The sequence below is a fragment of the Achromobacter sp. 46006 genome (genome assembly GCF_059761975.1).
In genome coordinates, this window is the sequence record NZ_JCBANN010000098.1 from 1 (window position 1) to 12355 (window position 12355).

Below are 12355 nucleotides of genomic sequence, written 5' to 3' on the forward strand. Positions count from 1 at the left end.
CGTTGTAGGGGACTGGATACGCTTTTATAACCACCGGCGCCCACACCAGGCGCTCGGCATGAAGACCCCGGCTGAGGCATTTGCATTAGCCGCTTAAACTGAGCAGGTTCTGCTGGGTCATTACATCGAACGCGTGGCTCATCAAGTGGAACGAGGCGCGACGTGGGCCGCTGTCGATGATGACGGTCACGTTTGACATGCGCACCAGGCTGGCCTTGACGGTGAGGATGTTCTTGCCACTATCATCCCAGCCGATTTCCGCCATTAGTCGAGTGATGTGGTGTCGCACCACCAGGCCATCACTGTCCTTGGCATCAAGCTTGGGCGACAAGCCCAGCCGCAATTGCTTTGGCAAATCTCCTGTCGGCGCAGCCGTGAGAATGACGCCATTGGGGCCAGCCAGGGCGACTAAGCCCTGGAGTAAGCGCATATCGTCCGCGCCCAGCGGCTCAAAGCCGATGAACCGAGCGCATTCGTTGTCGCCATAGCGATAGGTCACATCCAGCTTGAGTTTCTTGCGGTCGCCGCGTTTCAGGCTGCGGAATAGTCCTGGGGCAAGGCAGTGCATAGGGTCGTGGCGGGCGTGAGTGAGGTTAGAAGCCATCGACAAGCCTCCGGGTGTCACGCGCCTTGCTTGCCGCCTGTTGGAGCGATACGGGGCGCAGAACACCGTCTTCCTGGCGTTCCAGCCATTGGGCCAGTGGTGCAGCGTTGTTGTTCTGCTTGGATACTCCCAAGCGAAGGAACGTGCCGCGTCGATCAGCACCGATCGCGGCAGGGCTGCTTTGCGGGTCAATGAAGCGTTTGGCCTGATCTTCGGTCATGCGTGCCAGATAGCCGCACCATCGGGCGTTGTCGATCAGGGCCGATGCACCGCGTGCGGCTTGCTGCTGATCCAGCAAGCCGTCGCGTGCGCTGCTTTTGCTGGTGTGATGCACATACAGGACGGCAGCGCCCGTGGTGTTGGCAAGCAGTTCCAGGCGGGCGATCAGGAAGCCCATGTCGCCGTTGCTGTTCTCATCGAGCTGGTGAATGCGGCTGAGCGTATCCAGCACGATCAGACGGTAGCCTTCCGTGTATTTCTGCAAGCTGGTGAAGTCATCGTTCGCCATGATGTTGAAGCGGCTGCATGGCGACAAGGCAAAGTTTGCAGCGATGGCGGCGCGCGCGTCCGCAGGTAGGTACTTGCGGATTGCATAGCCACGGTGATGATGTTCCAGGGCGTCGTCTTCTGCCGCCAGGTAGAACACCTTGCCGGTCTTGCTCGGGGCTAGGCTCAGCAGATCGCCACCAGGAACAGGGCACGCAACGGCCATCGCCGCCTGCAATGCCCAGGTGCTTTTTCCGATGCCGCCAGGTGCGATCAGGGCGCCGACTTTGCCAGCCTGAAATCCTGGCCAGATCATGTCTCTGGCACGCGGTGCATGTTCAAAGATATGCGTGTAGTCGAGGATCTCCATGCCTCACCCCCGCGCCAATGTTGGCTGGGCCTGCGCCTGGCGCTGGCGGGCGACTGTTTCGGCTTTGGTGGGCCTGCCATGCCGCGTTGTGCGTGATGGTGTGGCGGCCGTATCCGCGACCTGGATGGCAACGTGGCCAGCAAGCCATGCTTCCACGTCTTCCATGCGCCACAGCAGGCGCTTGGTGTTGGGCAGGCGGCAGATCGGCGGCAACGATTGCGGGTTGCGGCACGCATCGCTGCGGATGCTGTTGACGGATTTGTGTATGTACTGAGCCAGTTGCTCGACGGTGAGCAGAGGTTTCATGGCGAACGTCTCCGATCCCGACCGACATATGTCGGTCAAGTTCGAATGAGTCCGCGGCCCCGAATCCAGACCTAGCCGACCACGCCCTTGCTCTACTGAGCCGCTGCGACCGGCATCGCATCGGAAAAGACTCGGTGGGGTTGTGCCCCAAGTTGCTTGCCCGCTTTCCGTGCCGATACCGACCTTTGTTTAACCGGCCCCATTCTGACCGGCGGGGGTATCGACTGGCGATGCTTGGCGCATCCTTTCTGGCGTTCCCACCGATCCGCTTACGGTGGGTGCTGCTGAACAATCCGTGGCTCTCGCTTGGTGGAGTGTGAGCGGCGCTACCCGCATCCATCCTTTGCTTTTTTCTCGGAGCCGTTCACAACGTCTTCAGCGCGTGGCAAACCGAATTTCTCGATAGCGGTATCTTAGCAACAGCTTCGTGCGTTGTCATGCGTTGTGCGTGACGGAAACCCGCTGTGGAGCGCTGTGGGTTGCCACAATTTTGCCACACCTGTTGTGGCAAAACCTGCCCTGAAATGCAAAACAAGGCACTACATCGCTAAACGTAGTGCCTTGTTTTGACTGGGAATTTTGGTGGAGCGGAGGAGGATCGAACTCCCGACCTTCGCATTGCGAACGCGACGCTCTCCCAGCTGAGCTACCGCCCCAAATCAAGCAAGAGCGCAACTATACAGGAATTTCCGCGTGCCGTGCAAGCCGGCGCGCGGGGTTTTTTTGCTTAATCGAATGTCAGCGTGGCCACCACCGGCGCATGGTCGGACGGCTGCTCGTTGCGGCGCGGTTCCTTGTCGATGACGCAGGCGGTGCAGCGCTTGACCAGCGGCGCCGATAGCAGGATATGGTCGATGCGCAGGCCGGCATTGCGGCGGAACGCGAACTGGCGGTAATCCCACCACGAAAACGACTTTTCGGGCTGTTCGAACAGCCGGAAGGAATCGGCCAGCCCCAGGTCGACCAGGTCGCGCAGCGCCTGGCGCTCGGGTTCGGACACCAGCACCTGGCCTTCCCATTTCTCGGGGTTGTGCACGTCCTCGTCGGCCGGCGCGACGTTGTAGTCGCCCAGCACCGCCAGCCGCGGGTACTGCTTGATCTCGTCGGCCAGCCAGGCGCGCATGGCGGCGAACCATTCGAGCTTGTAGGCATACTTGTCGGAACCAACCGATTGGCCATTGGGGCAATAGGCGCAGACCACGCGCACGTCGCCGTCCGCGCTCGGGAAAGTCAGCGCCAGCACGCGCTGCTGCGGGTCCTCGTAGGTGGGCAGGTTGCGCACCATGGATGTGCCCGGGGTGCGCGACACGATGGCCACGCCGTTGTAGGTCTTCTGGCCAGCCCAGGCGGCGTGGTAGCCGGCTTCCTTGAACGCGTCCTCGGGAAACTTGTCGTCGGTCAGCTTCAGTTCCTGGATGCACAGCACGTCGACGGGATTGGCGGCCAGCCAGTCCAGCACCTGGGGCAGGCGCACGTTGAGGGAGTTGACGTTCCAGGTGGCTAATTTCATGGGGAGAATGCAGTTTATGGTTTCAGGGGATTGGGAGGGATTCTCTAGGAAATCCTGGCTTCCGGCTACTGGCCCGGCTCGATTTGGAGCCGCTGCACATCAATGCTACGGTAAACGCCATCCCCTACGACTTGGCGAATGCCAGTGACAGATGATTGACACTCGATAGCGCTGCGCTGTACAGCTCGAATGTGGCGCCGCCCTTTATTTCGACGGTCGTCCTGGCCGGATAGGCGCCGACAAAGAATGCGACAACTTCCTCCTTGGCATCGACGGCCTTCTTGAGTTCTGCCATTTCTGTCATGAACGACTTCTTTCTCCGGGAGTCGTCGATGACTTCTTGTGAGACATGAACCCAGATCCGATAGGGCCGTCTTTCAACCCAAACGGAATCGGTGAAGCGCAGTCCGACGCCCTTGCCGTTGTATATCTTGAGGCCGTCAATCGGACCGTAGTAGATCAGCCCGATTTCGTCTCCAAAGTACTGAACCTTCTTGAAGAATCGACCGAATGGCTTTGTTTTTCCCGCGATGGTGAGGTTTCCATTCATGCCACCTTCATCCCCGCAGAGAAAGCAGTCCACCACAAGGTCGAGATAGCGCGTACAACTATTTGTCTTTCGTTTGTCTCCTGCGCCGCCATGGCCAGGACCGCTACCACCTCCCGCCCCCTCGTCGTCGGCGCCCTCGGCAGGGCCGGGGCCGCCATTTCCCTTGCGCTTGGGCGGGGTCAGATCCAGTTCTGTGGGGAAGTCGGTAGGCTTGTAGTCGTCCTCGCGTTCGGACGGCTTTCGTACCTTGCCGCCGTCAACGGGTGTCAGGAAGGCGCATCCCGCCTTGTGGTCTTCTTTCGTGCGAAAGTGCATCGCGCGCTTTGACTTGCGCACCATATAGATGCCGACAGGCGTCAAACGAGTTCGACAGTCAGGGTCTTCGCAGCCGAACGTAAACTGCTTGCCACAGTGCTCGCCCTCTTCGTCGGTGTAGAGTTCGCGTGCTCGATATGGAGACAAAAGCGCTCCAAGCTCTTCGCAATAGGCACGGCCAAATTTCATCGACATGTTCTTAAGTTCCTCTCCCGTCGACTCCGCGGGGGATGGCTGGTTCTGGTGCGGCTTGGGTTTTCGATTTGGTCGCGATGCTCGTCATGCGGGCCTAGGCCGGATGTTCGGCCAGGACAACAAGGCGTACGCCCAGTGCCTTGCATACCTTGGCGATGGTGTCGAAGCGCGGGCTGGCGCCGGCACGCAGGGCCTTGTATAGGGATTCCCGGCCAATACCGGCGGTCTCGGCAATTTGCGTCATGCCGCGAGCGCGCGCGGCAACCCCCAGCGCCTGGGCAAGCTCGCCGAAGTCTCCGTCCTCGATCACCTGCGTCAAGTAGGCGGCGATGTCCTGGTCGTCGCGCAGGTAACGCGCAGGGTCGAAGGTGGGCAGTTCGGAAACCTTGATCGTCTTCTTGCTCATGATTGGTCGTCCTCGTCGTTTCTCAGGGCCCGCGCCAATTCCTTGGCGTGCTTGACGTCACGGCTTTGTGTGGTCTTTGTGCCGCCGCCCAGCATGACGATCAGCACGTCGCCCTGCTCGATGTAATACATGCGCCAGCCAGGGCCAAAGAACTCGCGCATCTCGCTCACGCCCTCTCCGACCGGTTTCACATCGCCCAGCAAACCCCGCGCGGCCTTTTCAAGCCTGCGGATCAGGCGGGCTCGCGTAGCCGGGTCTGTCAGGCTGTCGAACCAAGCGTCGAACGCTGGCAGCGGCTTTATGTGGTACATGATTAGTGTATTCGATCGGATACTTTTTCGGCAAGCGGATCGGCGACGTGATGCTGGTGCGTGACGTATGCAACATGCTCGCGGGTGGTGCCCGGATGCGTCGTATGCCAATCGAAGGCGCGGCGCATGAGCGGGCCGGGGCGTTGAACCTTCGGGCGATTAATGTCGTGCCAGCAGTCTAGCAAGGGGGAGCAGGAGGGCTTGGCGAGTCGACCCTTCCTTGTGTCCGAAACCACGGGGAACGTTGGGGGGTAGCGCTTCACGCATGGTCCGCTGCTTTCTGCAATCTGTGTGAACCAAAAGTGCGTTCAATCCGAACCGGAAAGTCATCGCGTTCGTATAAATTATTATCAATTTGTATAATTTCTCCAACGCCAATATCCGACCCTGATCGGAAGTTCCGCAGTCCTGAAAGAGAACAAAACAATGGCAGAACAACAGCAGGGCCGGCAGCCTGCAATATCTCAAGCACCGTGCATATTAGGGTTTTGGCGCGCCGTCGAGGCGTGCGTTCCGCAAAAGGCCGAGAAAGCCAATCCCGCCCACCTCACCGAGCCGGTCTACCGATTACGCGCGGACGAGTCCTTGCCCTGGTTCGATCCGAAACACCAGGCCAAACGCATTGCGCCGCGCCTTGCCTGGCGCTACACGCTGCAGGCGGGGCTCTACGATATCGAACAGTTTGCGGCATCGCTGGAAGTCAAGCTTGGTTCGCACGAGGATGTGTTCGACGAGCGCCGTCCCAGTGGCCAGGCCCGCCTATTTGATCTGGCTTTCGACGAAGACGGCTATCCTCTGCCGCAGAATTTCGTCCTGTCCCTGGCGTGTTGGGCGGCGGGGCAGATCCTGCATTACCCTGACGGTATCGCGGTGCTGGAAGACGGCGGCAGGATTGTCACGACCGGCTTGCCAGAGGCCAATCCGGAAATACCGAGTCCGAACAGCGGCTATGCGGGCTTCGATATGCTGGTTCGCCGGCTTATGCAGTGGCTCGTCGACGCCACGGCTGCGGCCAGGCAGGAAAAGGCGCCGCCCACCCGTGCCTGGGTCGATGCGTTGAGCAGGCGCATTGCCGCCCTGTGTCTGTTGCCCGAGGGGATGATCTCCTCGACCCACGCCGCCAAATGCGTCCAGGTCAAGAGAGCCGAAGCGACGGGCGATCAGGGCGCATCCGATCCCCAGCCGGGAGATGATCTGCTGAACAGTTTCTTTGTTGGCGATCTCAACGCACTGAGCCGTGCCTGGGTCAATGGCGATGTCGGGAAAGGGCTGGCGGAGTATATCCAGGCTGTGGCCGGGGTGGATCCCGCGCGCGTGGATCTGCGCGAGGCGCATGGGGTGGCGACTGCCTTCGCGGCATTGAATCCCGCGGCTTTTCCTGCGGGAAGTTGGCCTTCGGATCATCCGCTTGCGTTCAGCCAGCAACTGGCCGTCAATGAACTGTGGCGCCAGCTCGAAGCCAAGCCTGGAATTTTTGCCATCAATGGTCCCCCGGGCACGGGCAAGACCACCTTGCTACGCGATGTGGTGGCGGCGGTTGTCACTGCGCGCGCGGCACACCTGGCGCGGCTGGGAGGGCAGGTCTTTGCCGGGCGGACGAAAAAGAAACTGGGTGAATTCTGGTGCAACTATCGACCGTTGCATGCTGACCTGAGCGAGTTCGCCATTGTTGTGGCGTCCGCCAACAACGGCGCGGTGGAGAACATTTCGCTGGAACTGCCGGGCGTTAAGGCCGTCCCTGCCGATGCGGTCGAGCGCAGCGCACATCCGGATGGTTACTACAAATGCCTGGCCGGCAACGTTCTGGGCAATGCCGCCTGGGGACTCATAGCCGCGCGCATGGGATCGAAGGCCAACCGTGGCGCGTTCATGAACAGCTTCTGGTGGAAAAATCCTCCTGGCGTCCATTCCAGGAGAAATCAGCCGGATGCGCAAGACGATCCCACGCAAGCGGCGCTTCTGGCTCGGTGGGACGCCAATCCCTTTGCCGAGGGTGGGGAAGGGCTACGCTATCACCTGAGCCGTATCATCGAGGGCGGGCGCAAGCCAGAGATGAGTTGGACACAGGCCGTGGCCCGGTTCAAACAGGCGCAGGAGGCCGAACGTCAATGCCGAAGCGTCTTGGAGGCGAGTGCGAAACTTCCGGAGGCCGTCCTCAAGGCGCGCGCCCAGGCCGAGGAACTGGAACGTGGCACGCACGCTATCGAGGTCGAACTCGCGACGCGACAAGCCGCGCTGCCGACGCTACAGGAGCGCATCGATAGTCTGCAAGCGCGCATGGCCGGCGCGCTCAAGCAGTGTGCTGCGGCGCAAGACGAATTGGCCGGCCACGATCGGGCCAGGCCAGGATTGCTGATCTGGCTTTCGACCTGGGGGCGCTCGCACCGGGAATGGTGGAACCGGCGCAACCAGATCGATGCCCAGGTCAGGCAATCCAGGGCGGATCACGATGCCCTGGCCGCAGAGTGCAAGAAGGCCAAGGTTGCTCACCACGAGGCGGCTGGTGGGGACGAAAGGCTCCGGACTGCCTTGTGGCAAAAGCAGGTCGCTCATCAGCAGGCATTGGACAGGCTCGAAGAGGCCGGACACGCGTGCCGGCAGGCAATGCAGCGCTTGGGGGTGTACTGGCCGCAATCGAGAGTCGATGACGCCGTCCGCGAATTGTCTTCGCCCTGGTCCACGCCAGCTTGGCGCCGCGCGCGGCAAGATCTGTTTCTGGCCGGATTGGATGTGCATCGTGCCTTCATCGAGTCCCATCCCCAGGAGATCATCGACAACCTTGGCTTGGCCTCGAACTGGCTCCAGGGTAAGGGCATGCCCGAAGACATGGCGCGCGTGGCGCTCGGTAGCCTCGCGCTCGTGGTGCCAGTGATTTCCACGACCTTCGCCTCGATTCCTCGCATGTTCCATTCGCTTGGGCGGGAGTCGATCGGCTGGCTTTTGATCGACGAAGCTGGCCAGGCATTGCCTCAACAGGCCGCCGGTGCCATCTGGCGCGCGGCGCGCACCGTCGTGGTGGGCGATCCCAACCAGCTTGAACCCGTACTGGGCATGCCGGCTGCGGTCGAGGGCGCACTGGCTCGGCACTATGATGTACCTCGGGATTGGTGGCCCAGCTTCACATCGGCGCAGTGCCTGTCGGATCAGAGCATGTCGATGGGCACCTGGCTGCCGGGCAAGGAAAACGGGAAAGTCTGGGTCGGCTCGCCTCTGCGTGTACATCGCCGTTGCGACGATCCGATGTTCTCCGTCAGCAACGACATTGCTTATGACGGGCTGATGGTTCAAGGAAAGTCGCCGTCCACCCATTCGTGGCCGCATTGCCATTGGATCGACGTACGCGTGCAAACCAGTGCGGGCAACTGGGTGCCCGAGGAAGGGGAGGCTGCCAGGAAGCTGTTGCGATCCTTACAGGCTGAGCATCAGGTCGCGTCCAAGGACATTTTCCTGATCTCGCCGTTCAAGGATGCGGCTACGCAACTGCGCGCGATGGCCAGGATGCTTGGGCTCGATCCTGCCAAGACCGGGACGGTGCATACGACCCAGGGCAAGGAGGCCGAAGTCGTCATCCTGGTGCTGGGCGGCAATCCGCAGCGCCCGGGGGCCAAGGATTGGGCTGCGCAAAGCCCCAACCTGCTCAATGTGGCGGTCAGCCGGGCCAAGGCCCGGCTCTATGTGATCGGCGATCGTGCCGCCTGGGGCCAACGGCCCTATTTCCGCGTCCTGGATCAGCGCCTTGGTGTCGGCAGCGAGGCGCCCTCGCATTAGCGACATTCGTCGACGCCACGCTGCCGCATCACCCCTTCACCAACCCGCCATCCACAATCAAATTCTGCCCCGTCACCGCGCGCGACCACGGGCTGGCGAAAAACAGCACGGCGTCGGCGAACTGTTCCGGCGTGGTCACTTCGCGCAGCGGCGTGCTGGCGGCGATCAGGTCGAACACCGCCGCAGGCGTGGCGGCCGAGGCGTCGGTGGTGCGCAGCAGGCCGCCGGACACCATGTTGACGGTGATGCCGTCGGCGCCCAACTCGTGCGACAGCGTGCGCGTGAACGCCAGCAGCGCGGCCTTGGCGGCGGTGTAATCGTGATAGGGCACCACCGGGTTCTGGACCAGGTTGGTGCCGACGTTGATGATGCGGCCGCCGCCAGCGGCGCGCATCGACGGCAGCACGGCCTGCGTGGTGTTGAGGGCGGCGCGCACGCTGCCCTCCAGTTGCGCGTTCATGCGCGCCCAGTCGAGCGTGTCGGCGTGGGGGCGGGCGTCGCCGTCGAATTGGAAGGCGGGCAGGGCGTTGTTGACCACGGTGCCGACCGGCCGGCCGAAATGCTCGCTGGCGCGCGCCACCATGGCGGCCACGGCCTCGGCGTCGCGCACGTCCGCCCGCACGGCCAGCGCGCGGTCCGGGGCGGTGGCGGCCAGCTCTCGCGCCGCGGCTTCGCTGTTCAGGTAGTTGATGACGACGCGCGCGCCTTCGCGCAGGAAGGCGCGCGCGATGGCCGCGCCCAGGCCGCGGCTGGCGCCGCTGACGATGACGAGTTGCTGATCCAGGGGGAGGGGGTGGCTAGGCATGTTGGCGAATCGGGCGGGAAATCAGGCGGTGAGTCGAGTCAAAAATGCGGCTGGGCCGGGCGGCATGAGCCGCAGCGGGGCCGCCGCGCGGGCAGGGCAATGCCGGCCCCGGTTCAATGTTCCGAGCCGCTGTTGAGCATGCGGCTGCGGGCCTTTTCGATATGGGAGCGCATGATGTGGCGCGCGCCTTCGGCGTCCTGGTCGCGGATCAGGCGGTAGATCTGGCGGTGTTCGTCGATCGCGGCGCGGGTGCGCTTCCAGGGTTCGCTGTGGACCAGGTGGCGCATCATGTTGACGGCATGGCTGACGTCGTACTCCAGCGATTTGAGCACCTGCACGAAGCGCTGGTTGCCGGTGGCGGCGGCGATGGCGCGGTGAAAGCCGTAGTCGTGGTGATGGGCGATGGCGCCGGCGGCATCGGCGGCCTCGTAGCCAGCCAGCATGCGGTCCATCTCGCGCAGATCGTCGTCGGTACGGCGCAGGGCGGCCAGGTAGGCGCATTCCGGTTCGATCACTCTGCGCAGTTCCAGGCCTTCCAGGATGTGGCCGACGCGGCGCGCCGGATCGACCGCTGGCATGCCGCCCATCAGGTCGGGCTTGGACCGCACGTAGCTGCCCGATCCGCGCACCGACTCGACCAGTTGATCCTCGCGCAGCCGATCCAGCGCCTGCCGCACCACTGGCCGCGACACCTCGAACAGTGCGGCCAGTTCCAGTTCGGTCGGCAGCTTGGCGCCCGGCGCGATCTTGCCCGTGGCAATGGCGTAGAACAGGCTTTCGTAGACCCGTTCGGCGAAGCGTTCGGCGCGCACGTAGCCCAGGCCCGAGGCCACTTCGGCCAGCACGTCCAGTTCCGGCCGCGGCCGGCTGGCCGCGGTAAGCAGCTTGTCCAACTGCGGGTCGCGCAGTTTGCTCATGGCCTTGCTCCTGTGGCGCGCACGCCTGGTTTGTTTTCTGTCATGACAAATCGAACCGGGCGTCCCGCCGAGGGAAGGACACCATGCTGGCTTTCAGATCCTAGGGATAACCCGAATCGGATGAAAAATATCCTGAAGCTTGGGACGAAAGCTGTCAATCCAATTGACAAATAATGGGGGCCTCCCTTACCTTGCCTGAATCCGCTACATCCCATAACCACACCGCGCGCCATCGACGCCCGGGCGGCGCGATCCGGTTTCCCCTGGCGCGCCGGGAGACCCTGCATCCGCGCGCGTTCCGCAACCGGCCATCCGGCCGCTACTTTACCCCGCACACCGTGACTCAGAAGAACTTTATCGCCAACCAATGGGTGCCCGCCGCCAGCGGCGAGACCATCCCCGTCCTGAACCCGTCCGATGGCAAGGTGTTCGAAGCCATCGCGCGTTCGGGCGAGGCGGACGTGGACCGCGCCGTGGCCGCCGCGCGCGCGGCCTTCGAGGGCGAGTGGGGCCAGATGGCCCCGGCCGCCCGCAGCCGCCTGCTGATGCGCATCGCCTTCGCGCTGCTGGAGCGCCAGGAGGAACTGGCGCAGCTGGAATCGGCCGACACCGGCAAGCCGATCAAGCAGGCGCGCGCCGATGCCGCCGCCGTGGCGCGCTATTTCGAGTTCTACGCCGGCGCGGTCGACAAGCTGCATGGCGAGACCATTCCCTACACCCCCGGCTTCACCGTGCTGACCGTGCGCGAGGCGCATGGCGTCACCGGCCACATCGTGCCGTGGAACTATCCGCTCCAGATCTTCGGCCGCAGCGTCGGCGCCGCGCTGGCCGCGGGCAACGCCTGCGTGGTCAAGCCGGCCGAGGACGCCTGCCTGTCGCTGCTCAAGCTGGCCGAGATCGCCGCCGAGGTGGGCCTGCCCGCCGGCGCGCTGAACATCTGCACTGGCTATGGCCACGAGGCCGGCGCCGCATTGTCGGCGCACCCGGGCATCGACCACATCTCGTTCACCGGCTCGCCGCAGACCGGCAAGATGGTGGCGCACGCCGCCGCCGAGAACCACGTGCCGGTGACGCTGGAGCTGGGCGGCAAGTCGCCGCAGATCGTGTTCGACGACGCCGACCTGGACGCCGCCATGCCGGTGCTGCTGGCCGCCATCATCCAGAATGCCGGCCAGACCTGCTCGGCCGGCAGCCGCGTGCTGATCCAGCGCGGCGTCTACGAGCAAGTGCTGGCGCGCCTGGGCGAGGCGTTCTCGGCCACCGTCACCGGCCCGGCCGCGCAGGACCTGGACGTTGGCCCGCTGATCAGCGCCCGCCAGCACGATCGCGTGCGCGCGTTCCTGGCCGAGGCCGAAGCCGAGGGCCTGAAGGTTGCCGCGCGCGGCAAGCTCAAGGACGGCGCGCCCGATGCCGGCTTCTACCAGCCGCCGGTGCTGTTCCGCGACGTGCCGCCCAAGAGCCGCCTGGCGCAGGAAGAAGTGTTCGGCCCGGTGCTGGCCGCCATGGTGTTCGACACCGAGGAAGAGGCGCTGGAAATCGCCAACGGCACGCTCTATGGCCTGGTGGCCGGCGTCTGGACCCGCGATGGCGGCCGCCAGCTGCGCCTGGCGCGCAAGCTGCGCGCCGGCCAGGTGTTCGTCAACAACTACGGCGCCGGCGGCGGCGTGGAACTGCCGTTCGGCGGTTCGCGCCAGTCGGGCTACGGCCGTGAAAAGGGCTTCGAGGCGCTGTACGGCTTCACCACCCTGAAGACCATCGCCATCCGCCACTGATCCGGCGGCGGCCGGGCGCGCCGCCCCGACAGGGGCGGGC

12 protein-coding genes and 1 tRNA gene are annotated in these 12355 nt (G+C 63.7%); 3 read left to right on the forward strand and 10 right to left on the reverse strand.

Features of this window, described 5'->3' with window-relative positions; translation table 11 throughout:
- The coding region (locus AC6LKG_RS25550) for an integrase core domain-containing protein (protein WP_156525642.1) at positions 1-97 on the forward strand (97 nt) is incomplete at its 5' end.
- Here the strand turns inward: AC6LKG_RS25550 and repC are convergent.
- The 8 genes from repC to AC6LKG_RS25590 all read right to left on the reverse strand — a co-directional run bounded on the left by repC (position 86) and on the right by AC6LKG_RS25590 (position 5053).
- Positions 86-604 carry a replication protein C, IncQ-type gene (gene repC, locus AC6LKG_RS25555; protein ID WP_498169596.1) on the reverse strand — a complete coding sequence of 173 codons (519 nt, stop codon included), beginning with the start codon at positions 602-604 and terminating at the stop codon, positions 86-88. The two genes, AC6LKG_RS25550 and repC, sit on opposite strands and share 12 nt — an antisense overlap.
- A complete protein-coding gene (locus tag AC6LKG_RS25560; protein ID WP_498169599.1) occupies positions 594-1460 on the reverse strand; it encodes a helicase RepA family protein in 867 nt (288 codons plus the stop codon). The genes repC and AC6LKG_RS25560 overlap by 11 nt, the downstream gene beginning before the upstream one ends.
- A 3-nt stretch (positions 1461-1463) precedes the next feature.
- Positions 1464-1766: a DNA-binding protein gene (locus AC6LKG_RS25565; protein WP_498169601.1), complete on the reverse strand. Its 303-nt coding sequence runs from the start codon at positions 1764-1766 to the stop codon at positions 1464-1466.
- Between the two features lie 580 nt (positions 1767-2346).
- Positions 2347-2422: transfer RNA gene (locus tag AC6LKG_RS25570), tRNA-Ala, on the reverse strand.
- A 71-nt stretch (positions 2423-2493) separates the two neighbouring features.
- A complete protein-coding gene (xth, locus tag AC6LKG_RS25575; RefSeq protein ID WP_498169604.1) occupies positions 2494-3276 on the reverse strand; it encodes an exodeoxyribonuclease III in 783 nt (260 codons plus the stop codon).
- 124 nt (positions 3277-3400) lie between these two features.
- Positions 3401-4336 carry a hypothetical protein gene (locus AC6LKG_RS25580; RefSeq protein WP_498169607.1) on the reverse strand — a complete coding sequence of 312 codons (936 nt, stop codon included), beginning with the start codon at positions 4334-4336 and terminating at the stop codon, positions 3401-3403.
- A 94-nt stretch (positions 4337-4430) separates the two neighbouring features.
- Entirely contained in the window at positions 4431-4742 is a 312-nt protein-coding gene (locus AC6LKG_RS25585) for an addiction module antidote protein (RefSeq protein WP_498169610.1), read from the reverse strand.
- Complete coding sequence (locus tag AC6LKG_RS25590) at positions 4739-5053, reverse strand: type II toxin-antitoxin system RelE/ParE family toxin (RefSeq protein WP_498169612.1); 315 nt, start codon at positions 5051-5053, stop codon at positions 4739-4741. Before AC6LKG_RS25590 ends, AC6LKG_RS25585 begins: the two co-directional genes overlap by 4 nt.
- A 426-nt stretch (positions 5054-5479) precedes the next feature.
- Here AC6LKG_RS25590 and AC6LKG_RS25595 point away from each other — a divergent pair, with 426 nt between their 5' ends.
- Positions 5480-8821, forward strand: coding sequence for a DEAD/DEAH box helicase (locus AC6LKG_RS25595; RefSeq protein WP_498169614.1), 3342 nt, complete (start codon positions 5480-5482; stop codon positions 8819-8821).
- A 28-nt stretch (positions 8822-8849) separates the two neighbouring features.
- On the opposite strand, the gene AC6LKG_RS25600 is transcribed toward AC6LKG_RS25595, so the two are convergent.
- Both AC6LKG_RS25600 and AC6LKG_RS25605 read right to left on the reverse strand, forming a co-directional pair.
- Entirely contained in the window at positions 8850-9626 is a 777-nt protein-coding gene (locus AC6LKG_RS25600) for a 3-oxoacyl-ACP reductase (protein WP_498169617.1), read from the reverse strand.
- Positions 9627-9739: 113 nt separating this feature from the next.
- Positions 9740-10543, reverse strand: a complete 804-nt coding sequence (locus AC6LKG_RS25605) for a FadR/GntR family transcriptional regulator (RefSeq protein WP_498169619.1) — start codon at positions 10541-10543, stop codon at positions 9740-9742.
- 338 nt (positions 10544-10881) lie between these two features.
- Here AC6LKG_RS25605 and AC6LKG_RS25610 point away from each other — a divergent pair, with 338 nt between their 5' ends.
- Complete coding sequence (locus AC6LKG_RS25610; RefSeq protein ID WP_498169621.1) at positions 10882-12315, forward strand: aldehyde dehydrogenase family protein; 1434 nt, start codon at positions 10882-10884, stop codon at positions 12313-12315.
- Positions 12316-12355: the final 40 nt, after the last annotated feature.

Excerpts from the sequence above, each read along its gene's own strand:
- AC6LKG_RS25585 (WP_498169610.1), bottom strand. The coding sequence starts at position 4,742 with ATGAGCAAGAAGACGATCAAGGTTTCCGAACTGCCCACCTTCGACCCT.
- AC6LKG_RS25580 (WP_498169607.1), bottom strand. The coding sequence starts at position 4,336 with ATGTCGATGAAATTTGGCCGTGCCTATTGCGAAGAGCTTGGAGCGCTT.
- AC6LKG_RS25595 (WP_498169614.1), top strand. The coding sequence starts at position 5,480 with ATGGCAGAACAACAGCAGGGCCGGCAGCCTGCAATATCTCAAGCACCG.
- AC6LKG_RS25605 (WP_498169619.1), bottom strand. The coding sequence starts at position 10,543 with ATGAGCAAACTGCGCGACCCGCAGTTGGACAAGCTGCTTACCGCGGCC.
- AC6LKG_RS25560 (WP_498169599.1), bottom strand. The coding sequence starts at position 1,460 with ATGGAGATCCTCGACTACACGCATATCTTTGAACATGCACCGCGTGCC.
- AC6LKG_RS25565 (WP_498169601.1), bottom strand. The coding sequence starts at position 1,766 with ATGAAACCTCTGCTCACCGTCGAGCAACTGGCTCAGTACATACACAAA.
- AC6LKG_RS25590 (WP_498169612.1), bottom strand. The coding sequence starts at position 5,053 with ATGTACCACATAAAGCCGCTGCCAGCGTTCGACGCTTGGTTCGACAGC.
- AC6LKG_RS25600 (WP_498169617.1), bottom strand. The coding sequence starts at position 9,626 with ATGCCTAGCCACCCCCTCCCCCTGGATCAGCAACTCGTCATCGTCAGC.
- xth (WP_498169604.1), bottom strand. The coding sequence starts at position 3,276 with ATGAAATTAGCCACCTGGAACGTCAACTCCCTCAACGTGCGCCTGCCC.
- repC (WP_498169596.1), bottom strand. The coding sequence starts at position 604 with ATGGCTTCTAACCTCACTCACGCCCGCCACGACCCTATGCACTGCCTT.